Genomic DNA, 23063 nt, shown 5'->3' with positions numbered 1-23063 from the left:
AACCTGAGTTTACGCTTTATTTTTTTTATGATTTTGCTGAGTTTCGAATATTGCTGTGAGCAAGATAATCAATCCACCAATAATGGTATTAAGGTTAACTTGTTCGTTCAGCAGTAAGAAGGCTAAAACTGTGCCGTAAAAAGGCTGTAAGCAAGACACTAAACTTGCGGTTTTAGCGCTTAGTTGACGCAGTGAGGAGGCAAATAACGCATGGGGCGCAGCAGTAAAGAATACGCCTAAAATGGCTATGGTTAACCATATATCTAGCGTAATTGAGGTGAGTTCGACTTCTAAAAAAGGAGACAAGATTATCACAGCGACTAATGTTTGATAGAACATTGCTTGTGGCCCGCTGTATTGTGAGAAGTATTTTTTGTGCAATAAATTACGTGCAGTAAATAAAGCAGCCGAGAGTACACCTACAGCAATACCTAAAGTGACATCATTATCAAAGTTAGGTTCAGGAATAAGCATAAATACTCCTGTGAGTACTGCGATGCCTGAGAGTAAGTCTATAAACCTTAAGCGAGTTCTATTGACGAGAGGTTCAACTAAGACTGTCATGACAGGGTAGGTAAAAAAAGCAATCATTCCGATGGCGACAGAAGATAACTGCATTGCAGCAAAGTAGGTTACCCAATGTAAACTCACCAAAATACCTAATCCAAGGGCAATTAAATAATGCTTGGGCTGAGATAACAGCAATGCTTGACGAGAAATTTTGACAATACATCCCAGAACGAAAAATGCGACGGTACACCGAAGAACGGTAATATCTAATGCATTAAGGGGAAGTATTTTTGAAAATAATGCAGTAATACCAAATAGCAGCACTGCAATATGTAACTGAATTAGCCCTGAAGCATTTGATACTTCAGGGCGCTGCGCTTTTATCATGCCGATAGGCATATTTAATATTTTACTTTAAGTGAGCGAATGCTTGACCCATACGAGTCGTTTCAGTCGGCTCTACACCTTCTGCAAAGGTATCAATGGCATCTTGACCAAATAACATCACTACAGTGGAGCCTAATTTAAATCGACCCATTTCTGCACCTTTTTCAAGTGTTAGCGCTTCAGCACCTTCGGTTGGGTAATCCCAAGTAAACACTTGCTTACCACACGGCGGTGTAACGGTACCTGCCCAAATGGTTTCAATGCTGGCAACAATGGTCGCCCCAACTAATACCATGGCCATTGGGCCCACTTCGGTTTCAAAAATGGCAACAACACGCTCATTACGGGCGAATAACCCTGGAACGTTTTGTGCCGTGAGTGGATTAACTGAAAATAGCTCACCAGGTACATATGTCATTTTTGACAAGGTACCAGTGATAGGCATGTGAATACGATGGTAATCTTTAGGCGCTAAGTAAATCGTGGCAAAATCACCACCATTAAAGCGCTCAGCATCTTTTTGCTGTCCGCCAAGTAATGCAAGCGTCGTGTAATCATGGTTTTTAGCTTGGACAATTTTGCCAGCTTCAATAGGGCCACATTGACTGACTGCACCATCAACAGGGTGAGCCATGATTTTGTCGTCTGCCACAATAGGGCGAAGGCCAGGTTTTAAAGCACGGGTAAAAAATGCATTAAAGGTTTTGTATGCTTCAGGCTCACTTTGTGCCGCTTCTGACATATCAATTTTATATTGCTTGATAAACCATTTAATACCTGCGGTAGTAATCGCTCCCGCTTCCGCAGCTGCAAGCTTACCCACAAGACGTGATAGTAAATGTTTAGGTAAGATATATTGCAAAGCAATTTTAACAGAATCCAATTGAGTACCCTTTTTAGTTATATGTTTGGTGCTTATCTTGATATTTTTAAAACTAAATTTGTTAGCTTATTCATCTAATGCTCTAAAGTGTCGAGCATGACGCTGTTCATCAAGGCTAGCTATAATGCGGTGATAGTTGTTAAATCTATCTTCAGTTATTTTCCCATCCGCGAGTGCAGCTTGCAAGGCGCATCCCGGATCATTACCGTGTTTACAATCTCTGAACTTACAGGTGCCGATGTATTCTCTGAATTCAACAAAGCATTCGCCGACGCGAGGTGCGGGTAAATGCCATAATGCAAACTCACGGACACCGGGCGAGTCAATTAAGTCTCCTCCACTTTCAAAGTGCAGTAACTTGGCTGTAGTTGTGGTGTGTTGGCCTAAGCCAGAGTTTCCAGATACATCACCAATGAGAAGATCCGCTTCTGGCATGAGTGCATTAATCAGCGATGATTTTCCGACACCAGATTGGCCTGCAAACACGCTGATTTTATCTGATAACAGTGATTTTATTTGTTCGACTCCCTCACCGGTGTGACTACTCACCATATAAACAGGGTAACCAATTTGGCGATAACGGGCTAAAGCGACTTCAACTTCTTCACGATTGTCATCGGTTAGTAAATCCATTTTATTAAGGATAATGACAGGTGGAATTTCAGTGTCTTCTGCAGCCACTAAATATCGGTCGATAATTTGTGTGGTGAAGCTAGGTAAAATTGAAGAGACAATTAATATCTGATCAATATTGGCTGCGATAATTTTTACGCCGTCATATAAATCTGGACGGGTAAGGGAAGATGTTCGTGGATGAACTGCTTCAACGATCCCGCCAATACCACGATCTGTTTCAGTGGCTAAGCGCACAAGCACTTTGTCGCCAGTGACAAGGCTAGTGATATTTCGACGGAGATTACAACGTGCAACAATACCATCTTCGGTTTCAATATCAGCATGCTGACCGAAGCGTGAAATGACGATACCCTGTTGTTCTGGTCCAAGTAGACTATCCTGTAGATCGGTTGTCTGATCAGGATTATCTTTACGCTTTAAACGTTTACTTTGGTTGTCGCGCATTCTGCGCTTTTGACCTTGGCTAAGTGGTTTCTTTTTACTCACAGGCAAATCTTCATTAATTAGTGGTTTTTTTGTCGTATAAAAAAACAGTATGATACACCCTCTTTAATAAAAAAGCCTGAATTTAGGGCTTTTGACAGAATAAGGCAGATATTATGGCTGTAAACTCGAGCAATCTGATTTGGGTTGATTTAGAAATGACTGGTTTAGAGCCCAGTGTCGATCGTATTATTGAAATTGCGACGATTGTGACTGACCAAGAATTAAATATTATTGCCCAAGGGCCAGTTATGGCGGTTCATCAGTCTGATGAAGTGTTAAATGGCATGGATGATTGGAATCAAAAGCATCATGGTGAGTCTGGATTAATTGATCGCGTTAAGAGCAGTAAATATTCTGAAGAAGACGTTATTAGAGCAACGATTGAATTTTTAGAGCAATATGTCCCTAAAGGTGCTTCGCCTATGTGTGGAAATAGCATTGGCCAAGATCGCCGTTTTTTGAACAAATACATGCTTGAGCTAGAAGACTTCTTCCATTATCGCAATATTGATGTCAGCACCATAAAAGAGCTAACAAATCGATGGAAGCCAGAAGTTATGAAAGGCTTTAGCAAAAAGAATACCCACCAAGCACTAGAAGACATCAAGGAATCTATTGCTGAATTGCAGTTTTATCGCCAAGAAGTATTTAAAATTTAAGCAATCAAACCTTTTTTTTGAATTAGGGGTTGCAGTGTAGTGAATATTACATATAATGCGGCCTCAACTTTTTACAGCGAGCCACTTGCTATTTGAAGTTGTAATTTGAAGATTTGCTGCATTAGCTCAGTTGGTTTTGGTTCAAACGATACCTTGCCAAGTGTGTTCTTAAAGCAAAAGAGATGCAACATTAGCTCAGTTGGCTTTGAATCAGACGATACCTTGCCAAGTGTTTTAATAAAGCAACAAGATGCGACATTAGCTCAGTTGGTAGAGCGATACCTTGCCAAGGTATAGGTCATCAGTTCGAACCTGATATGTCGCTCCAAATCTTCAAACTAAAAATTGATTAAGATGCGACATTAGCTCAGTTGATAAGGTTGAAACGATACCTTGCCAAATGTTTTAATAAAGCATACAAGATGCGACATTAGCTCAGTTGGTAGAGCGATACCTTGCCAAGGTATAGGTCATCAGTTCGAACCTGATATGTCGCTCCAATTTTTAAAAATTGAAATATAGATGCGACATTAGCTCAGTTGGCTTTGAATCAGACGATACCTTGCCAAATGTTTTAATCAAGCAACAAGATGCGACATTAGCTCAGTTGGTAGAGCGATACCTTGCCAAGGTATAGGTCATCAGTTCGAACCTGATATGTCGCTCCAATTTCAATACCAAGTTTTGTAAGGCGACATTAGCTCAGTTGGTAGAGCGATACCTTGCCAAGGTATAGGTCATCAGTTCGAACCTGATATGTCGCTCCAAACTTCCTAAATCAGCTATATCTTGCCAAGGTATAGGTCATCAGTTCGAACCACTCTTTTGAAAATATAAGATCGCTGCAAAATTCCTCTTTGTTTTATCTCAAGTAAACTTTTAAATTAACAATTAGCTCAGTTGTGTTTTTAGCATAGTGATACCTTTATTTTGCCAAGGTATAGGTCATCAGTTCGAACCACTCTTTTTGAAAATCAGGTAGCTCCAAACTTCCCAAAAAGTAAATCAACTATATCTTTTCTGGATATGCCATCAGTTCGAACCACGTTTGTTGAAAATATTAGGTCGCTCCAAACTTCTTTCAGTAATACCTTTTGCAAGAAACCCTCCTTATTTAACAATTAGCTCAGTTGCGTTTTTAGCATAGTGATCCCTTTATTTTTCCAAGGTATAGGTCATCAGTTCAAACCATGCTTGTTGAAAATATCAGGTCGCAGCTAATTTCCTTTAGTTATACCCCGAATTAAAAATTTCTTTAGATTTAATGAACACGTAGGCTGGTTTTAACAGGTTTAATGTCTGTTTATTTCATATTTGCTAATTTACCTGTCTTTTATATGTAAAATATGAGCTTGCTCAAATATTCCTTGTGATTTTTCAACCATAATAAATACAAGCTTTTACAAACTAATTTATTAGCTGCATGAGAATGCAGATACCGTGGAGTGTTTATGATACGTATCCAACAACTAAGTGAGTTACTTGAGTTTATTGCTAAGTCACGTTTAGACATGAAACAACTCTATAGCCGATTACAGCGCAATGCTGATTCGACTCGAGTAAAAATGATGTTGGAGTATTTGCAACAACATCAACAACATGTGCATGACAGTATTGAAGATTACATTGATGAAGCACCAACGCGGATGCTGGATACTTGGTACAAAGATATCACTTTCGAAGACTTTAAAAAGCGTTGCGATGACTCAACTCTAGCTGCCAACATGAATGAAGATGATGTACTCGAACTGCATCTTGATTTAGAAAATAGATTAATTGGACTGATAGAAAAGACTGCTAACAGTACTGCAGTTACAGAGATTAAAGAGGCTTTACTAGACTTGGTAAGAGTTGAACGAACTCAACAAAAAAGACTCGTGCATAGTGCATTAAGAATGGAAGATATTTAACAGATATTTTGCCCATTTCTATTTTATGTTAATATTTCCAAATAGAGTCAGCTATTAAGCTGACTCTATTTTTTTCAGCTGTTTAAATCGGGTAATATTACAGTTAAGCGTATTTAATCTCTGTGAAATGATACTTTTTATATGATTAATCCCTCAAGTGCTGGTAAGTTAACATGACTTCTATAACAAAAAATCTTCAAGACGAACAAGCTACAATTGAATTAGGCATTGAGTTGTCGCTCTGGGTTTCAGCGCCTTTGGTGATATATTTAACCGGTGACTTAGGTGCGGGTAAAACGACGTTAAGTCGTGGCCTAATTCAGAGTTTAGGTCATGAAGGTAATGTAAAGAGTCCGACTTATACTCTGGTTGAGCCTTATGAGTTAAAAGATATGGAAGTATTTCACTTTGACTTATATCGTTTACTCGATCCTGAAGAGCTTGAGTACATGGGGATCCGTGATTATTTTACTGAAAAAAGCATCAGTATCGTAGAGTGGCCTGATAGAGGGCATGGTTTACTGCCAGCAGCTGATCTTGCGATTCATTTGAAGTATCAAGGTGAGCAGAGACAAGTTGAAATTACTGGACTGACACCTTCAGGGCAGTTCATCGTCAATAAATTAAAATAATAATGACTTAAGACTTAAGATAAAATGACTCGATTTTTTGCGTTTATATTGTTGCTTAGCTTCTCATATACAGTTGATGCAGCTAATAAATTAGATAGCATCCGCATTTGGGATGCCCCCAATTCTACCCGGGTCGTTTTTGATTTATCGAAAGCGCCATCATATAGTCATTTCTCGCTAACAAACCCTCAGCGTTTGGTTATCGATCTCAAAGATGCCTCCACAAAAGTGAAATTTGATAATTTAGCCAAAGATAGCAAGCTGATTAATAAAGTTCGACTCAGTTCTCCGCCTAAAAAAGGCACCCTACGTTTGGTTTTAGAGTTGGCGTCTCCGGTTAAGGCGAGTTTATTTTCTTTGACACCAACAGCGCCTTACGGCAATCGATTAGTGGTCGATTTAGATAATTCTGCTAACCAGCCAGCAGCTAAAAAGCAAGTGGTGCAAACGAGCAAGCGATCAACTGATGTAATTGTTGCCATTGACGCTGGCCATGGTGGTGAAGATCCTGGCTCTATTGGTCCTAAAGGGACGTTTGAGAAAAAAGTCGTATTAGCTATTTCAAAAAGACTCGAACGCAAGATTAATGAAACGCCCGGTATGAAAGCGGTAATGACCCGAAGTGGTGACTACTTTGTTAACTTGAACCAACGCTCCGAGTTAGCAAGAAATAGCCGAGCGGACTTATTGCTATCTATTCATGCAGACGCATTTACGACACCTCACCCTAAAGGTGCTTCAGTTTGGGTGTTGTCTAAACGCCGTGCTAATACTGAAATTGGTCGTGTGTTTGAAGATAAAGAAAAACACTCGGAGCTGTTAGGTGGAGTGGGCGACATTATTCAAAACACTGATAGTGAACAGTACCTTGTGATGACCTTGATTGATATGTCGATGGATCACTCAATGGCGGAAAGCCACAGTATTGCGACTGATATTTTATCAGGCTTAGGTAAAGTGACTAAGCTGCATAAAAATAAACCTGAATCAGCAAGTTTTGCGGTATTAAAATCAACAGATATTCCTTCAATTTTGATTGAAACCGGCTTTATTTCTAATCCAAAAGAAGAAAAACAGTTACTAAATGGCAATCACCAGCAGAAATTAGCCAATGCGATTCACAAAGGGGTGGTGAACTATTTTGAGGCCAACCCGCCTGCAGGTACTGCATTCGCTAAGACAAGTAATGTGAAGCATACGGTAAGAAGCGGTGAATCATTATCTGTGATTGCCCAGCGTTATAAAGTCAGTGTCGCCAGCATCAAGAAAAGTAATAACTTAAAGTCCGATGTATTACGAATAGGCCAAAAGCTGGTCATTCCGAGGGCATAAATTATGGCAATTCAAATTCTACCACCGCAACTTGCCAACCAAATTGCAGCAGGTGAAGTCGTTGAAAGACCTGCATCAGTCGTTAAAGAGCTCGTCGAAAACAGCTTAGATGCTGGAGCGACGCGCGTCGATATCGAGATTGATAAAGGCGGCAGTAAATTAATCCGTATTCGAGATAATGGTAAAGGCATTGCAAAAGATGAACTTGCATTAGCTTTATCACGTCACGCGACATCCAAAGTTCACTCGCTAGATGATCTAGAAGCGATTTTAAGTTTTGGTTTTCGTGGTGAGGCGTTAGCGAGTATTAGCTCTGTTGCGCGCCTGAGTTTAACCTCGAAGCCCGCTGAACAATCAGAAGCTTGGCAGGCAAACGCTGCTGGCTCGCAAATGGATGTAAAAATTACTCCAGCTGCACACCCAAAAGGCTCAACCATCGACGTGGTGGATTTATTTTTTAATACCCCCGCTAGAAGACGTTTTTTAAAGAGTGATAAGACTGAGTTCACCCATATTGATGAGTGGCTTAAACGGATTGCGATTGCTAGAACCGATGTGCATTTTACCCTAACGCATAATGGTAAATTGGTGCGCCAATATCGACCTGCCAATACCGAAATCCAGTATAAGCAACGCTTGGGGCAAATTTGTGGGCGCGGATTTGCTGAGCAAGCGCTGCACTTATCGTGTGAGCATGATGGTCTGACACTATCAGGATATTTACAGTCTCCAAGTGATACGCATGTTACCGATAGCTGCTACTTTTATGTCAATGGCAGACTAGTGCGAGATAGACTAGTTAACCATGCGGTTAAACAAGCTTTTGGTCGTTTTAATATTCAGCATCAACCTGGGTATGTGTTGATGCTTGAGATTGACCCGCATCAAGTTGACGTTAATGTTCACCCAGCAAAACATGAAGTCAGGTTTCATCAAAACCGTTTAGTTCATGATTTTATACTTCAGGCTTTGCAGTCGGTACTTGAGCAGATTTCTGAATTGACTATCGAATCTGAAGGTCACTTTTCAGATAGTGTGAATGTAAATGGGCAAAGCATTACAACTACCGACTCCCATGAATCGTCACATGCTCAGGCAAATAATCCACATCAGAATGGACGTCATCAGGGGGATTTGTATCGTGGTGAAGGAACTCAAGCTAGTGCATATTTAACCCAAATAGGTGCAAACCATACCGATAGTGATAAGGAATACCAGCCTAGAGAGGTGAGTAATAATCGCTTTGGTAGCATGTCGATACCGGCACAAGGTCATCAATATGGTGGTTCTCAAGGTGGTAATGCCAGGGCCATTGACTCTGCAGAAGTTACACCCACTGCGATAGCAAATTATGGTCAATTACTACAAACCAATAAAGAAAATGCATCGTTAACACAAATTAATGAAGTTAATACTTCAGTTGTTAATACCATGCCGCCTTTATTAGATGGTCAATATTGGGTGATGGCCAAAGAAAGCCAATTACTCTTGCTCGATATATCGCAAGTGTCAGTTATTGTTGCAAAAAATGAAATACTTTCTAAGATTAACACTGGTTTAGTGGGGCAGCCTTTGCTGATGCCTGTGTCAATTCAAGCTGATGTGGATTGGAAAGCATTACTGGAAGAACGAGATATTTTACTGCGCAGACTAGGATTAACCCTATCAATTCGCTACCAACAGTTGATAATAAAGAATGTGCCCCCATATCTGAGAGACAGCCAGTTAGCTGTATTAATTCCAGAACTATTAAACTGGATTAAATTAGAAACTCCTTCAGATGAAGCATTATCACTGTGGATTGCAAAACACCAAACGCAATCATTTACAGCAGCATCAGAGATTTGGTTTAAATACAGTCAATTAGATAACGAACAGAAATTGAGTCTTGAGTCACAAGCAAAGTCGTTACCATGGAAAATCTGGTTAGAAGAGAATTAATGTGAACCAAGCTAAACAACCTAAAGTATTGTTTTTGATGGGGCCAACGGCCTCAGGCAAGACATCTTTAGCCATTGAAATGGCGCAAAAGCATAACTGTGAAATTATTTCAGTTGATTCTGCGCTGATATATCGTCAAATGGACATTGGTTCAGCTAAACCTAATGCTGATGAATTAGCATTAGCACCGCATCGTTTAATTGATATATTAGATCCGAGTGAAAGCTATTCGGCTGCTGATTTTAGACGTGATGCACTGATTGAAATAGAACAAATTATTGCTCGTGGTAAGACCCCACTACTTGTCGGTGGCACCATGATGTACTTTAAAGCACTACTTGAAGGGTTATCTCCGCTTCCTGCGGCTGATGACGATATTAGAGCTGAAATAATTAAAGAAGCAGAAGAGTTTGGTTGGGATGTGTTACACCAGCAACTTTGCGAGGTTGACCCTGTAGCGGGTGAGCGAATTCACCCTAATGATCCGCAGCGACTTTCTCGTGCTTTAGAAGTTTTTAGAATAACAGGTAAGACAATGACTGAGTTGACAGCAACTAAGTCAGAGGCGTTACCATATGATGTGGTTCAATTTGCTATTGCACCACTTGATAGAAAAGTATTACATGAATTAATCGCGAAAAGATTTAAACTGATGATGGAACAGGGTTTTATCGAAGAAGTTGAGCGATTAAAATCCAGAGGCGATTTGCATTTAGACATGCCTTCTATGCGCTGCGTTGGTTATAGGCAGTGTTGGCAGTATTTAGATGAAGAATTTGACTATGATACTTTGATAGAAAAAGCCACTGCAGCTACTAGGCAATTAGCTAAACGTCAATTAACATGGTTGAGAAGTTGGCCAGACTTAAATTGGCTTGAAAGTGGAGCCGAAGGAAATTTAGTTACACTTATACGACATTCGAGCTAGATTATTCGCCGTTGCTGTATAATACTCAAACTAAACAATAAAACATTATTCAAAAAATTTGTTTTGAAAATAAAAAAAGGAAATCGAAATGGCTAAGGGGCAATCTTTACAAGACCCATTTTTGAACGCACTGCGTCGTGAACGTGTACCAGTTTCAATCTATTTAGTGAATGGTATTAAGTTGCAAGGACAAGTTGAGTCATTCGACCAATTCGTTATTTTGTTAAAAAATACAGTAAGCCAAATGGTTTACAAACATGCTATTTCGACTGTAGTACCTGCGCGTCCATTTAATGTGACAGCTCAAAGTACTCATACACAGCATGATGAAGCACCTGCATCAGAATAATATTTAAGGAGTTTGCTACTTGTTTGATCGCTATGAAGCGGGTGAAACCGCAGTTCTTGTACATATTGACTTTTCTGATGACGACCGAAGAGAAGACATAACTGAGTTACAATTATTAGTTGAATCAGCAGGAGCTCGCTCTGTTGGTGTTATTACCGGAAGCCGTCGTTCACCTGATCGAAAGTTTTTTGTTGGTACAGGTAAAGTTGAAGAGTTAGCCGCAATGGTGGCAGCTACTGAAGCAAATGTGGTGATTTTTAATCACGCGTTAAGTCCTGCACAAGAAAGAAATTTAGAGCAAATTTGTGAATGCCGAGTATTAGATCGGACAGCACTGATTTTAGATATTTTTGCTCAACGAGCGAGAACGCACGAAGGTAAGTTACAAGTGGAGCTAGCGCAATTGCGCCACATGTCGACTCGCCTTATTCGTGGTTGGACTCACTTGGAGAGACAGAAAGGTGGTATTGGTATGCGAGGACCTGGGGAAACCCAGCTCGAAACCGATAGACGTTTGTTGCGTGGGCGAATTAAGAGTATTAATCGTCGACTTGATAAAGTAGACAAGCAACGTGAACAAAGCCGCCGATCGCGTAAACGCAGTGACTTATCAACTGTGTCATTGGTGGGTTACACCAATGCGGGTAAGTCAACTTTGTTTAATGCGTTAACCGCTTCAGAAGTCTATGCAGCGGATCAGTTATTCGCCACGTTGGATCCAACGTTGCGTAAACTAAATTTACCTGATGGTGCCGTCATTTTAGCGGATACCGTTGGGTTTATTCGTCATTTACCTCATGATTTAGTCGCAGCCTTCAAAGCTACATTGCAAGAAACTCGTCAAGCTGACTTGTTATTGCATGCCATAGACTGTGCAGATGAAAATATGACGGAAAATTTCGAACAAGTGCAAAATGTACTTGAAGAAATTGACGCAGATACTATTCCTCAACTGGTCGTTTGTAATAAAATCGACTTATTGGAAGACTTTGTACCTCGAATCGATTACGACGATGAGGGGATGCCTGAACGAGTTTGGGTATCTGCACAAAAACAAATTGGATTTGAATTGCTATTACAGGCTATCAACGAGTTAATCGGTGAAGTGATTGTAGAGCAAACATTGAAAATACCAGCGACGGCTGGGCATTATCTTGGTCAGTTTTATGGACTGGACGCGATACAGCAGAAAGAGTATGACGATCTGGGGAACTGTATTTTGTCTGTTCGTTTGTCGGAAGCCAATTGGCGCCGATTAACAAAACAGAGTCAAGGCGAATTAGAGACGTTTATCTCTGAACCTTCACTTGAAGATTCAGCAGTAGACGTTACTTGCTAATAACATTTATTTCATCCACTTATGGAGTGCTAAATGGCTTGGAATGAGCCCGGTAACAAGGGAAAAGATAAAGACCCTTGGGGAAACAAAAACGGTAACGATAAAGGCCCACCAGATTTAGACGAAGTATTTCGTAATCTTTCAAAGCGCTTTGGCGGTGGTAAAGGTGGTTCAGGTGGATCGTCAAGTCCTTCATTTAACTCAACCAGCATTATTGTTGTTTTAGTTATTGGTTTGTTGGTTTGGGGGGCTTCAGGTTTTTATACCATTAAAGAAGCTGAACGTGGGGTGACCTTACGTTTCGGTCAACATTCTGGCGAAGTTGGACCTGGTTTACATTGGAAAGCGACTTTTATTGATGAAGTTTTCCCTGTGAACATCAAAGCAGTTCGATCAATTCCATCTTCTGGCAGCATGCTAACATCTGATGAAAACTTGGTTAAAGTTGAATTAGATGTTCAATACCGCGTAGATGATGCTTATTTGTATTTGTTCAGCGCTGTTGATGCCAATGCAAGTTTAAGAGAAGCGACAGATAGTGCTTTACGTTATGTGATTGGACATAACACTATGGATGACATCCTGACCACTGGTCGTGATGCTATTCGTCGTGATACTTGGTCTGAACTAGAACGTATTCTTGAACCATATAAATTAGGTTTATCAATTCAAGACGTCAACTTCTTGCCTGCGCGTCCGCCTGAAGAAGTAAAAGATGCCTTTGATGATGCGATCTCTGCACAAGAGGATGAGCAACGATTCATTCGTGAAGCTGAAGCTTACGCACGTGAAATTGAACCTAAAGCGCGTGGTCAAGTAGAACGTATGGCTCAAGATGCTAGCGCTTATAAACAGCGTGAAGTGTTAGAAGCTCAAGGTAAAGTAGCGCGTTTTGAACAGTTATTGCCTGAGTATGAAATGGCACCAGAAGTGACTCGTAAGCGTCTTTATTTAGATGCGATGCAAGCAGTCATGGCTGACACGAATAAAGTACTTATTGATACCAAAAACAGTGGTAACTTAATGTATTTGCCTTTAGATAAAATGATGGATAATCAAACTAAACGTGAAGTGGTTGAGCCTGTAGCGGAAACGCATATCAATACTCCTTCAAATAATTCGTTTGGTTCTTCAATGCCGCTTGATGGCCGCCAAACTCGCGAAGCTCGTTCTCGCCAAGGGAGGGACTAACTCATGGGTAGATTTGGACTGATTATTTTAGTCATCCTTTTAGGGATTGGTTTTTCATCTTTGATGGTCGTAAATGAAGGCGAACGTGCCATTGTTTCGCGTTTTGGTGAAATTTTAAAAGATGATGTCAACGGCGAAGCTGTTACTCGTGTGCTTGCACCGGGGATCCATTTTAAAATACCTGCTATCGATAAGGTTAAATACCTTGATGCACGTATTCAAACTCTAGATGGCGCAGCTGACCGTTTCGTGACTTCTGAAAAGAAAGATTTGATGGTTGATTCATACGTTAAATGGCGTATTAACGACTTTGAAACCTTCTACCTTTCAACAGGTGGCGGTAACATCGTAACTGCAGAAGACTTGCTACAACGTAAAATCAACAATGATTTACGTACTGAGTTTGGTCGTCGCACCATTAAAGAAATTGTTTCTGGCAAACGTGATGAACTGCAAAATGATGCTTTAGAAAATGCAGCTGAAAGCTCACAGGATTTGGGTATTGAAGTGGTTGACGTCCGTGTTAAGCAAATCAATTTACCTGCTAACGTGAGTAGCAGTATTTTTCAGCGTATGCGAGCAGAGCGTCAAGCTGTTGCTAAAGAGCATCGTGCACAAGGTAAAGAGCAATCTGAAATCATTCGTGCAACGATTGATGCTGATGTAACAGTTAAAGTTGCAGAAGCTGAACGTAAAGCGTTAACTGTTCGAGGTGAAGGTGATGCACTATCGGCTAAAATTTATGCAGATGCGTATAACAAAGATCCTGAATTTTATGGTTTTTTACGTAGCTTAGAAGCCTACAAAGAAAGTTTTGCTGGCAACAGTGATGTGATGGTTCTAGAACCTGATAGTGACTTCTTTAAGTACATGAAATCAATTGATGGTAAGTAAATTGTCATTAAGTTGATTAAAAACCCGGTTATTACCGGGTTTTTTTATGTCTGCGACTTTTTATATAAACAAATTGAATTTTTTGCACTTTGGCTTAATTAATCAGCTATGACTAATTTAGAAGCAAAGTATTTCATTAAATTTTATTAATTAACAGTAAGTTATAAAATCCACTTCTACATATATTCTCTAAAAAGTATCAAAATGCTTGGTTGTTTTTTGTGCGCCTTAAAAAAAACATACAATTCCCGCAACTTAGTTGTGTGTTTTACTATGATCTGGTTCTAATTTTTCGCTATAATGAGCCCCGCCTCAAAGTATAGATTTAGCGATTAGTGATTCTAATGTTGCTAAGTTATTAAAATATAAGAATTCCAACACCCTCTGGGAGATAAGTGGATGAGCAATGCGCCAGTCGATACCGGACGCCGCAGATTCCTGACAGCCGCAACCGCCGTAGTTGGTGGAGCTGGTGCCGTCGCTGTAGCGGTGCCTTTTATCAAGTCATGGAATCCGAGCGCTAAAGCGAAAGCTGCAGGTGCACCGGTTGAAGTTAATATTAGTAAAGTAGAACCAGGTCAATTAATTCGTGTTGAATGGCGTGGCAAACCTGTATGGGTTGTACGTCGTACAGATGCAATTCTAAGTGAACTGCCCAAATTAGATGGTCAATTACGCGATCCTGCCTCTGAAGAATTACAACAGCCTGAATATGCAGCTAACCCTGCTCGTTCAATTAAGCCTGAGTTTTTCATTGCTGTAGGTATTTGTACTCACCTAGGTTGTTCACCAACTTATTTGCCTGATTCATTTGGCGAGCAAGTCGAAGGTGTTACGGCTGGATTCTTCTGCCCATGTCATGGTTCTAAGTTTGATATGGCTGGTCGTGTATTCCAAGGTGTACCTGCGCCATTAAACCTTGTTGTACCACCACATCAATATGTTGATGACGGCACGGTACTCATCGGTGTAGACACAGGAGCTGCATAATGGTTAAGAATATCGTTGATTGGATTGATGCTCGCATCCCAATGACGGCGACTTATAATCGTCACGTTGGTCAATATCCAACTCCAAAGAACTTTAACTTCTGGTATTTCTTTGGTTCATTAGCTCTACTTGTTTTAGTTAACCAACTACTGACTGGTATTTGGTTAACCATGAATTACGTGCCAACAGCAGAAGGCGCGTTTGCTTCTGTTGAATACATCATGCGTGATGTTGAATACGGTTGGTTACTTCGTTATATGCACTCCACTGGGGCCTCGGCGTTCTTTGTGGTGGTTTATCTGCATATGTTCCGTGGTCTTATCTACGGTTCTTACCAAAAGCCAAGAGAACTACTTTGGTTATTCGGTATGTTGATTTTCCTAGTGTTAATGGCTGAAGCCTTTATGGGTTACTTGCTTCCTTGGGGACAAATGTCTTACTGGGGCGCACAGGTAATTATCTCTTTGTTTGGTGCAATACCGTTTATTGGTGATGACTTAACATTGTGGATCCGTGGTGACTATGTTGTTTCTGGTGCTACGCTAAACCGCTTCTTCGCATTGCATGTTATTGCTTTGCCATTAGTGCTTGTTGTACTTGTTTTCCTTCACTTAATTGCATTACACGAAGTGGGCTCAAACAACCCAGACGGTGTTGAAGTTAAGAAGAATAAAGATGAAAACGGATGGCCAGTAGACGCTATTCCTTTCCACCCTTATTACACAGTAAAAGACATTATGGGCGTAGCCGGTTTCTTAATCGTGTTCTGTTACGTATTGTTCTTTATGCCTGAAGGTGGCGGTTACTTCCTTGAAAAGCCAAATTTCGAAGCGGCTAACCCAATGAAGACTCCTGAACATATTGCTCCGGTTTGGTATTTCACTCCGTTCTACGCAATCTTACGTGCGATCCCAGACAAGCTGTTAGGTGTTGTCGGTATGGGTCTTGCGATTGCGGTATTGTTCGTTCTACCTTGGCTAGATCGCTGTAAAGTGAAGTCTATTCGTTACCGTGGTCTAATCCACAAGATTAACATTGCACAATTTACTGTGTCTTTCTTAATCCTTGGTTACTTAGGTGCTGTACCAGCAACACCAACGTTAACTATTGCAGCTCGTATCTTTACACTTACTTATTTTGGCTTCTTCGTTGCACTGTGGGTTTACAGTAAAAATGAAAAGACAAAACCGGTTCCTACGAGGGTGACGCACTAATGAAAAAGTTATTAATTGCATTAGTTACATTGTTACCATCACTTGCTATCGCAGCAGGTGGCAGCAATGTTCATTTAGAAAGTGCCAATGTGGACTTACATGATAAAGAGTCGTTAGAACGTGGTTTGAATTTATTTCAGCAATACTGTTCTGGCTGTCACAGTACTCAATATCAACGTTATGGTCGTGTAGCTGAAGATTTAGGTATTTCAGTTGATGACATGCGTAAAAAGTACATGTTTACCGATGCTAAAGTTGGTGAGTTGATGGAAAACGCGATTCCACCTGCAGATGCTGCAAAGTGGTTTGGTGGAGCGGCTCCTGACTTAACGCTAGTTGCACGTGTTCGTGGTCAAGATTGGGTTTATTCATACCTTAAAGGTTTTTATAAAGATGAAAGCCGTCCATTTGGTGTGAACAACACAGTATTCCCATTAGTGGGCATGCCTCACGTTCTTGAAGATTTACAGGGTATCCCTGTTAAGCAAGAAGATGGCACTGTTGTGACGACTGGCGGTTCTATGAACGCTGAAGAGTATGACCAAGCCGTTCGCGATATCACTGGTTTCCTTGCATATTCTGCAGATCCAGTGAAATTAGAACGCGAAGCTTTAGGCTGGTGGGTACTCGGATTCTTGTTTATTTTCTTCATCGTTGCTTATTTGTTGAAGAAAGAATACTGGAAAGATGTGCACTAGACACGAATAACGGGTAAAATACATTATTCGCATACTTTAAACGAGGGGCTTTGCCCCTCGTTTGTTTTGTTTTTTCCGTTTTACTGGAGGGTAACAATGGCTGTAGCTGCCAACAAACGCTCTATCATGACACTTTTTTCTGGTGCCGATGATTTATATAGCCACCAAGTACGTATCGTCTTGGCTGAAAAAGGTGTAACTGTTGATGTATTGCAGGTAGAACCTAGTGAGAAACCTCAAGAGTTATTGGATGTTAATCCATACAACTCAGTACCGACTCTAGTTGATCGTGAATTAGTGCTGTATGAATCTCGTATCATTATGGAATATTTAGATGAGCGTTTTCCTCATCCTCCATTGATGCCTGTATACCCGGTTGCTCGTGGCCAAAGCCGTCTAATGATGCACCGTATCGATACAGACTGGTATGTACTCGTTGATCGTATCCGTAAAGGTGAAAAAGCTGACGCAGCTCGTAAAGAGTTAACTGAAAGCTTAGTTGCTTTAGCGCCAGTATTTGCTGAAATGCCTTACTTCATGAGTGAAGAATTTGGCTTAGCTGATTGTTACTTAGGTCCGTTATTATGGCGTTTACCTGAGTTAGGTATCAACTTAGATGTTCGTACATCTAAAGATATCCATGCTTACATGACACGCATTTTTGAGCGTGAATCATTTAAAGCATCGTTAACTGAGGTTGAGCGCGAAATGCGCATGGGTATGTAATGAAAGCGATTACACCTAACCGTCCATATTTGTTGCGGGCTTACTACGAGTGGTTGATGGATAACCACTTTACCCCACATGTTGTTGTGGATGCATTTGTAAAGGGCACTCAGGTACCTCAAGAGTTTGTTAAGGACGGTCAAATCGTGCTTAATATTGCTGGCGGTGCAGTGGGCAACTTACAAATGACCAATGAATTCGTTGAGTTTAATGCTCGATTTGGTGGTGTGCCTCAGCAAGTTGTTTTACCTATGGCTGCAATCGTTGCGATTTATGCGCGCGAAAACGGTGCTGGAACTGTGTTTGATATGGAAGATGCTTATATGCCTGAAGATGAATCGGAAGATTTAGCTCCAGCACCACGCTCTTTCTCTGCAGTTGAAACAACGGATAAAGCTGACGTTACAGAAGAAAAGCCTACAAGCAATTCTGAAAAACCAAAAGGACGTGCACATTTAACTGTCGTCAAGTAACGATGTAATGTGTCAGTTCGGTTCATAAGAAAACCAGTCGCAAATGAGTGACTGGTTTTTTCATTTCTGTCTCACTAAAAATGATTGTTGAAGTAAACCATTAATTTAGTCGAGATAAGATTTTGCCATCCGAGTCAATTTAAACGCGACTTTTAAGCTGCGGTTCTCTAGATTGTCATTGTCAGTTTCTAATTGATAACGTGCGACTATGGCCAAATAGGCACAAAGTTGTTCAGAATCTTGAGCGAGTGCAAGCAAGGCAATTGGCTCGATTAATTGACGATAAGCATGATGATTATGCATGTGTTGATTTAGATCTAATGGATCCCAATCTGCGCAGATGCAATCAGCCACATGTGATTTTAATTGCTCTGATTTTGTGTGACTGATTTCAGTTTTTGGCAATAATTCCACTAAGCCTGCTAGCAAGTTTTCAACTCCGTCAGCAATATGTTCTTCTGCTGAGGGCTGATCGATGAAACAAAACTCACCTAAACTTAATTTAGCACTCTCAGAGGCGCTTACCTCAATCGACTTTTTACGGCCTTGATGCCAAGCAAAGCTAACTAACGGATAATCGCCTACCGCTGCGTTGTAGTTAACACAAACTAAATGCTCATTTTGAATGTCAGGGAAACTGTCCTGAGGGTAATGGCCAATTACGACAGGTGTCGATAATTGATGGTGTGGATGGTGTTCAATTAATTCCAGAACAGTATAGTTGAGACACGAAGTCATCATTGCTGATAACGGATGTGTCTCATCAAATGCAGCAGGCCAAAACTGTTGAGACAAAGCATTTTTACTGCCTTTTTCTGAATCAGTGTTTATCGTAGATGTAGACTCTTGAGTTAATAAACATAGATAAGGGTTAAGTTGGCTTATAACGGATTCGTCCCAACATGCATGTATTGCCCGAATATGATCAAAATCGAGATAAATCGGTAATGCCATAAACCAGTCAATCCACTGGAACAACTGCTCATCACCTTGAGCGAATTCTTTTAAGAATAGCGGTGTTAACTTATTGGTTTCAGTAGAACCATTAGGTAAGTAGGGCGTATCCGTAATGGGGTGATGCTTACTCCATCCTATTGCTTCAAATTCGTTGCTACCCAACAAGCAAAAAGCATGGCCTTTATCTACTAACTCTTTTACAAATGACAATAATGCAATGTGCTCTATATTTTCAGCTTCATTTGCAGCAATTAAGTTTCCACAAAACACCAGTTTCACGAATTGAATGCTTGATTCAGGATCTTCAATATCAAAATCAATTTCAGTGAGTAAGTCATTCAATTTATCTAAGCGGCCATAGACATCACCTATGAAATATAAGCTGGTATTGTCGATTTGTTGTTTGTGGCTGTGCATGTTGAAACCCAGAAGACAAATAAAGTAAATTGAGCCGTATTATACCCTAGCAACGAAACGTTACAGCTGAAATAAATCATACAGAGTGCTAAAAATTTAAGTGGGCTACTAAGCTATGATATTATCCGCGGCTTGTACCCTTTGGTTGGTCATCTACAGAGTGACTGTTGATTATTAATCAACTTTATAATGGTTTGAGTTTGGAATCTTTTGCAAACCGATGTGGTCACAAGACCACACTCGTGCAAATTTCACCTTGAAGTTGGGATGTTTAATGCTGTTAATGATTGATAATTATGATTCATTTACCTTTAACTTAGTGCAGTATTTTCAGCGCTTAGGTTATGAAGTCGTGGTTAAAAGAAATGATCAAATTACTCTCAGTGAAATTGAAGCGCTTAATCCAAGTCATCTGGTTATTTCGCCTGGTCCGTGTTCTCCAGACGAGTCGGGTATATCACTTGCTGCCATTGCGCATTTTGCGGGTAAAGTACCATTATTGGGCGTGTGCTTAGGTCACCAAGCGATTGCACAGGTATTTGGGGCTAACGTGATAAAAGCGCAACGGGTCATGCATGGTAAAACGAGCGCAATAACCCATAACGAATTAGGTTTATTTCAGCAATTAAATCAGCCATTAACTGTCACGCGTTACCATTCTCTGCTAGTTGAATCTTTGCCTGAATCGTTTCAATTAGATGCCTGGTTTGATGATCCCATTCATGGACGAGAAATCATGGCAATGAGTCATAAAAGTCTGCCAATTTATGGTGTGCAATTTCATCCAGAAGCGATATTAACTGAGCAAGGTCATGAACTATTGAATAATTTTCTGACTCGATGCTAACTTCTGTTACAACTTAAGCGATAAATCCCCACAAACATTGTCATTATTTGTGATATAAAAGGCCAATAATAAAAGTACTTGCCAAACTTTTTAACGTTTAGGCGAGAATATATCATTCATCTTTGATGACAAGGGATTTAATATGACCAGGCTACTGCGAAATGCCGCATTGAGTGCGCTTTCTCTCGCAATAATTTCAGGTTGCAGCGCTACAGCAAGCAACAATGACTCTTCGACCGTATCTAATCAATCAGCCAGTGTGGTAGTGCCATTCGCTATGCCACCGCAAGCTGAGCAAGCATTGACCTTGAATCAAATTATGGCTAATCCTGATTGGATGGGATTGTTAGCTAAGAATGCTTATTGGTCTGACGATAGCCAGTCAGTTTATTTTAGTCGCCAAGAGCACCAATCTGCGATTGCGGATGTATACCAACAAGGCATCAATCAGTCTCAAGCTACGATTCTTAAACTTAACCAGTTACATTTAGCAGATCAAAAAAGTGGTGTGTTTAATACTGACAAGTCTCAAAAAGCCTATATTTACAAAGGCAATATCTTTGTTAAACAACTTAACTCCGGTGAGATTAAACAATTAACTCGTCAAAATAATGCAATTGATGACGTTAAGTTTTTAAACTCAGGCGATCTTGCTTATATGCAAGGTAACAGTGTGTTCAAATTACATTTAGACACAGGTATGACTGAGCAACTTGTTGATATTCAAATGGCTAAAGCGCCTGCGGGCGTTAAAGACCCTGAGTCATATATTGCTAAACAGCAACACCGCCTAATTGCTTATGTTGCACTACAGCATGACAAGAATAAATCTCGAGCAGAATATGCAGAAGAATTAGCAGCACAAGATCCGACATTTGCACCTAAAACCTGGTACTTAGGTGACAGTGAAACTGTCGATGAAATGAGTTTATCTGCTGATGGTCGTTATCTTGTTGTCGCTTTATCAGATAAAAATTATAGCTGGCGAGCTGAACATGACATCATGCCTAACTACCTAGGCAAAGATGGTTATGTAGACGCTGTACCTGCAAGAGCAAGAGTGGCAGAAGACAACTATCCAGGCGAAAGGTTAGTATTACTTGACCTAGTTGAGCATGTAAAAAAAGACATCACGATTGAAGGTTTAACTGGCTTTGATGAAGATGTATTGGCATCAGTTAAAGCAGAAAATGCTAAAGCCAAAGGCGAAAGTTACACAAGTAAGCCTGAGCCGCGTGTTCTGCAGTTAATGCAAGACTGGGGTTGGGGTCAAAGTGCCATTCAATGGCATGACACTGACAATAAATTGCTTGTAATGATGGAAGCCCATGATAACAAAGATCGTTGGATCGCAAGTGTCGATCTACAGTCTGGCAAGCTTGAGACTGAACATCGTTTACATGATGATGCTTGGATTAACTATACTTTTAACCAGTTTGGTTGGGTTACCGGTGAAGATAAGTTTTATTACTTGTCTGAAGAATCTGGATTCTCTCAGTTATATGTCAAAGCAGATGGTAAAACTACCGCTTTAACTAAAGGCGAGTATGTCGTTGATCAAGTAACATTATCACCAGATGCAAGCCATTTATATTACCGTGCGAATAAAGACCATCCTGGCACTTACAATGTCTACCGTGTAGAGATTGCAACTGGTAAGACTGAACAATTAACCGAGTGGGCAGGCACTTTAGATTACAAACTAAGCCCAGACGGTCAATCATTGTTACTGACAGCTTCTACAGCTGTAAACCCAAATGAGCTATACATACAGCCAATAGGTGGCGAGCTTAAACAATTAACTCAATACACCAGCAAAGCGTTTAGCCAATACGCATGGCAAGCGCCGCAAGTAGTAAAAGTTCCTTCAACTCATGGTGCTAAAGATATTTATGCCAGAGTGTATTTGCCTCAAGGGTACGATGCTGCTAATGCTGATAAATACCCTGCGGTCATCTTTAATCATGGCGCTGGTTATTTACAAAATGCCCATAATGGTTTCTCAGGTTACTTCCGTGAGTTTATGTTCCATAACCTACTGACACAGCAAGGTTATGTGGTAATGGACATGGACTATCGTGGTTCTAAGGGCTACGGGCGTGACTGGCGCACCGCTGTGTACCGTAATATGGGGCACCCTGAAGTTGAAGATTTAAAAGACGGTGTTAGCTGGATGGCAAAACACACCAATGTCGATACTGCTAAAGTGGGTACCTATGGTGGTTCTTACGGCGGGTTCTTAACCTTCATGGCATTATTTAATGAACCAGAGTTATTCCAAGCTGGCGCAGCATTACGTCCAGTGACGGACTGGGCACATTATAATGCACCTTACACTTCGAATATTCTTAATACGCCCGATGTCGACCCTATCGCTTATGAGCGCAGCTCGCCAATTGAGCATGCTCAAGGTTTAGAAAAGCCGCTGCTGATCATGAGTGGTGTGCTGGACGATAATGTTTTCTTCCAAGACAGTGTACGTTTAGTACAACGTTTAATTGAACTTGAAAAACCAATGTTTGAGACGGCGATTTACCCAGTTGAACCGCATGGCTTTAGACAGCCATCAAGTTGGTTAGATGAATACCGTCGTATATACAAACTATTTGAGCAAGAGCTTAAGTAAATATTGAAAATTAGCACTTTATGCCATGCATGAAGCGC

At 40.6% G+C, this 23063-nt stretch carries 21 protein-coding genes and 4 tRNA genes; 21 read left to right on the top strand and 4 right to left on the bottom strand.

Annotation, left to right across the window (positions count from 1 at the left end):
• Positions 1-9: 9 nt before the first annotated feature.
• The 3 genes from L2737_RS10080 to rsgA form a co-directional block, all read right to left on the bottom strand.
• Positions 10-909, bottom strand: a complete 900-nt coding sequence (locus L2737_RS10080; RefSeq protein WP_229371134.1) for a DMT family transporter — start codon at positions 907-909, stop codon at positions 10-12.
• Between the two features lie 10 nt (positions 910-919).
• Positions 920-1780, bottom strand: a complete 861-nt coding sequence (asd, locus tag L2737_RS10075; protein ID WP_248955633.1) for an archaetidylserine decarboxylase — start codon at positions 1778-1780, stop codon at positions 920-922.
• A 66-nt stretch (positions 1781-1846) separates the two neighbouring features.
• On the bottom strand, positions 1847-2902 hold the full coding sequence (gene rsgA, locus L2737_RS10070) for a small ribosomal subunit biogenesis GTPase RsgA (protein ID WP_248955632.1): 1056 nt from the start codon (positions 2900-2902) through the stop codon (positions 1847-1849).
• Between the two features lie 113 nt (positions 2903-3015).
• On the opposite strand from rsgA, the gene orn reads away from it, so the two are divergent.
• The 19 genes from orn to L2737_RS09975 all read left to right on the top strand — a co-directional run bounded on the left by orn (position 3016) and on the right by L2737_RS09975 (position 18178).
• Positions 3016-3561 (top strand): oligoribonuclease, encoded by a 546-nt coding sequence (gene orn / locus L2737_RS10065; protein ID WP_102527974.1) that lies wholly within the window; start codon positions 3016-3018, stop codon positions 3559-3561.
• Positions 3562-3813: 252 nt separating this feature from the next.
• A tRNA-Gly gene (locus L2737_RS10060) sits at positions 3814-3889 on the top strand.
• A gap of 96 nt (positions 3890-3985) precedes the next feature.
• Positions 3986-4061 (top strand) — tRNA-Gly (locus L2737_RS10055).
• 92 nt (positions 4062-4153) lie between these two features.
• Positions 4154-4229: transfer RNA gene (locus L2737_RS10050), tRNA-Gly, on the top strand.
• Between the two features lie 23 nt (positions 4230-4252).
• A tRNA-Gly gene (locus L2737_RS10045) sits at positions 4253-4328 on the top strand.
• Between the two features lie 687 nt (positions 4329-5015).
• Positions 5016-5471, top strand: coding sequence for a ferritin family protein (locus L2737_RS10040; protein ID WP_229371226.1), 456 nt, complete (start codon positions 5016-5018; stop codon positions 5469-5471).
• Between the two features lie 173 nt (positions 5472-5644).
• On the top strand, positions 5645-6103 hold the full coding sequence (gene tsaE / locus L2737_RS10035; RefSeq protein WP_248955631.1) for a tRNA (adenosine(37)-N6)-threonylcarbamoyltransferase complex ATPase subunit type 1 TsaE: 459 nt from the start codon (positions 5645-5647) through the stop codon (positions 6101-6103).
• 24 nt (positions 6104-6127) lie between these two features.
• On the top strand, positions 6128-7435 hold the full coding sequence (locus L2737_RS10030; protein ID WP_102529198.1) for an N-acetylmuramoyl-L-alanine amidase: 1308 nt from the start codon (positions 6128-6130) through the stop codon (positions 7433-7435).
• Positions 7436-7438: 3 nt separating this feature from the next.
• Complete coding sequence (gene mutL, locus L2737_RS10025; protein WP_248955630.1) at positions 7439-9376, top strand: DNA mismatch repair endonuclease MutL; 1938 nt, start codon at positions 7439-7441, stop codon at positions 9374-9376.
• Between the two features lies 1 nt (position 9377).
• On the top strand, positions 9378-10304 hold the full coding sequence (gene miaA, locus L2737_RS10020) for a tRNA (adenosine(37)-N6)-dimethylallyltransferase MiaA (RefSeq protein WP_102529200.1): 927 nt from the start codon (positions 9378-9380) through the stop codon (positions 10302-10304).
• 88 nt (positions 10305-10392) lie between these two features.
• Positions 10393-10653: an RNA chaperone Hfq gene (gene hfq / locus L2737_RS10015; protein WP_102529201.1), complete on the top strand. Its 261-nt coding sequence runs from the start codon at positions 10393-10395 to the stop codon at positions 10651-10653.
• Between the two features lie 19 nt (positions 10654-10672).
• Entirely contained in the window at positions 10673-11992 is a 1320-nt protein-coding gene (hflX, locus tag L2737_RS10010; protein WP_248955629.1) for a ribosome rescue GTPase HflX, read from the top strand.
• A 33-nt stretch (positions 11993-12025) separates the two neighbouring features.
• Positions 12026-13183: an FtsH protease activity modulator HflK gene (hflK, locus tag L2737_RS10005; protein WP_102529203.1), complete on the top strand. Its 1158-nt coding sequence runs from the start codon at positions 12026-12028 to the stop codon at positions 13181-13183.
• A 3-nt stretch (positions 13184-13186) separates the two neighbouring features.
• Entirely contained in the window at positions 13187-14077 is an 891-nt protein-coding gene (gene hflC / locus L2737_RS10000) for a protease modulator HflC (RefSeq protein ID WP_102529204.1), read from the top strand.
• Positions 14078-14476: 399 nt separating this feature from the next.
• Positions 14477-15067, top strand: a complete 591-nt coding sequence (gene petA, locus L2737_RS09995) for a ubiquinol-cytochrome c reductase iron-sulfur subunit (protein ID WP_055024958.1) — start codon at positions 14477-14479, stop codon at positions 15065-15067.
• Positions 15067-16281 (top strand): cytochrome b, encoded by a 1215-nt coding sequence (locus L2737_RS09990; RefSeq protein WP_055024957.1) that lies wholly within the window; start codon positions 15067-15069, stop codon positions 16279-16281. The genes petA and L2737_RS09990 overlap by 1 nt, the downstream gene beginning before the upstream one ends.
• Positions 16281-16979, top strand: a complete 699-nt coding sequence (locus L2737_RS09985) for a cytochrome c1 (protein ID WP_102529206.1) — start codon at positions 16281-16283, stop codon at positions 16977-16979. Before L2737_RS09990 ends, L2737_RS09985 begins: the two co-directional genes overlap by 1 nt.
• Positions 16980-17075: 96 nt before the next feature.
• Complete coding sequence (sspA, locus tag L2737_RS09980; RefSeq protein WP_102529207.1) at positions 17076-17705, top strand: stringent starvation protein SspA; 630 nt, start codon at positions 17076-17078, stop codon at positions 17703-17705.
• Entirely contained in the window at positions 17705-18178 is a 474-nt protein-coding gene (locus L2737_RS09975) for a ClpXP protease specificity-enhancing factor (protein ID WP_102529208.1), read from the top strand. Before sspA ends, L2737_RS09975 begins: the two co-directional genes overlap by 1 nt.
• A gap of 105 nt (positions 18179-18283) precedes the next feature.
• On the opposite strand, the gene L2737_RS09970 is transcribed toward L2737_RS09975, so the two are convergent.
• Complete coding sequence (locus L2737_RS09970) at positions 18284-19552, bottom strand: metallophosphoesterase family protein (RefSeq protein ID WP_248955628.1); 1269 nt, start codon at positions 19550-19552, stop codon at positions 18284-18286.
• A 274-nt stretch (positions 19553-19826) separates the two neighbouring features.
• Between L2737_RS09970 and L2737_RS09965 the strand changes: the two genes are divergently transcribed.
• Together L2737_RS09965 and L2737_RS09960 are read left to right on the top strand one after the other, a co-directional pair.
• Complete coding sequence (locus L2737_RS09965) at positions 19827-20399, top strand: anthranilate synthase component II (protein ID WP_248955627.1); 573 nt, start codon at positions 19827-19829, stop codon at positions 20397-20399.
• A gap of 142 nt (positions 20400-20541) precedes the next feature.
• The gene (locus L2737_RS09960) at positions 20542-23025 is read left to right on the top strand and encodes a S9 family peptidase (RefSeq protein ID WP_248955626.1); all 2484 of its coding nucleotides are present in this window, start codon (positions 20542-20544) and stop codon (positions 23023-23025) included.
• Positions 23026-23063: the final 38 nt, after the last annotated feature.

The organism is Shewanella electrodiphila, from assembly GCF_023283985.1.
Lineage (GTDB): Bacteria > Pseudomonadota > Gammaproteobacteria > Enterobacterales > Shewanellaceae > Shewanella > Shewanella electrodiphila.
This window is presented reverse-complemented; position numbering and strand designations above follow the sequence as displayed.

Coding starts and splice junctions, on each gene's coding strand:
- L2737_RS10080 (WP_229371134.1), bottom strand. CDS start 909: ATGCCTATCGGCATGATAAAAGCGCAGCGCCCTGAAGTATCAAATGCT.
- orn (WP_102527974.1), top strand. CDS start 3,016: ATGGCTGTAAACTCGAGCAATCTGATTTGGGTTGATTTAGAAATGACT.
- tsaE (WP_248955631.1), top strand. CDS start 5,645: ATGACTTCTATAACAAAAAATCTTCAAGACGAACAAGCTACAATTGAA.
- L2737_RS10030 (WP_102529198.1), top strand. CDS start 6,128: ATGACTCGATTTTTTGCGTTTATATTGTTGCTTAGCTTCTCATATACA.
- mutL (WP_248955630.1), top strand. CDS start 7,439: ATGGCAATTCAAATTCTACCACCGCAACTTGCCAACCAAATTGCAGCA.
- hfq (WP_102529201.1), top strand. CDS start 10,393: ATGGCTAAGGGGCAATCTTTACAAGACCCATTTTTGAACGCACTGCGT.
- hflK (WP_102529203.1), top strand. CDS start 12,026: ATGGCTTGGAATGAGCCCGGTAACAAGGGAAAAGATAAAGACCCTTGG.
- hflC (WP_102529204.1), top strand. CDS start 13,187: ATGGGTAGATTTGGACTGATTATTTTAGTCATCCTTTTAGGGATTGGT.
- petA (WP_055024958.1), top strand. CDS start 14,477: ATGAGCAATGCGCCAGTCGATACCGGACGCCGCAGATTCCTGACAGCC.
- L2737_RS09990 (WP_055024957.1), top strand. CDS start 15,067: ATGGTTAAGAATATCGTTGATTGGATTGATGCTCGCATCCCAATGACG.
- L2737_RS09985 (WP_102529206.1), top strand. CDS start 16,281: ATGAAAAAGTTATTAATTGCATTAGTTACATTGTTACCATCACTTGCT.
- sspA (WP_102529207.1), top strand. CDS start 17,076: ATGGCTGTAGCTGCCAACAAACGCTCTATCATGACACTTTTTTCTGGT.
- L2737_RS09975 (WP_102529208.1), top strand. CDS start 17,705: ATGAAAGCGATTACACCTAACCGTCCATATTTGTTGCGGGCTTACTAC.
- L2737_RS09970 (WP_248955628.1), bottom strand. CDS start 19,552: ATGCACAGCCACAAACAACAAATCGACAATACCAGCTTATATTTCATA.
- L2737_RS09965 (WP_248955627.1), top strand. CDS start 19,827: ATGCTGTTAATGATTGATAATTATGATTCATTTACCTTTAACTTAGTG.
- L2737_RS09960 (WP_248955626.1), top strand. CDS start 20,542: ATGACCAGGCTACTGCGAAATGCCGCATTGAGTGCGCTTTCTCTCGCA.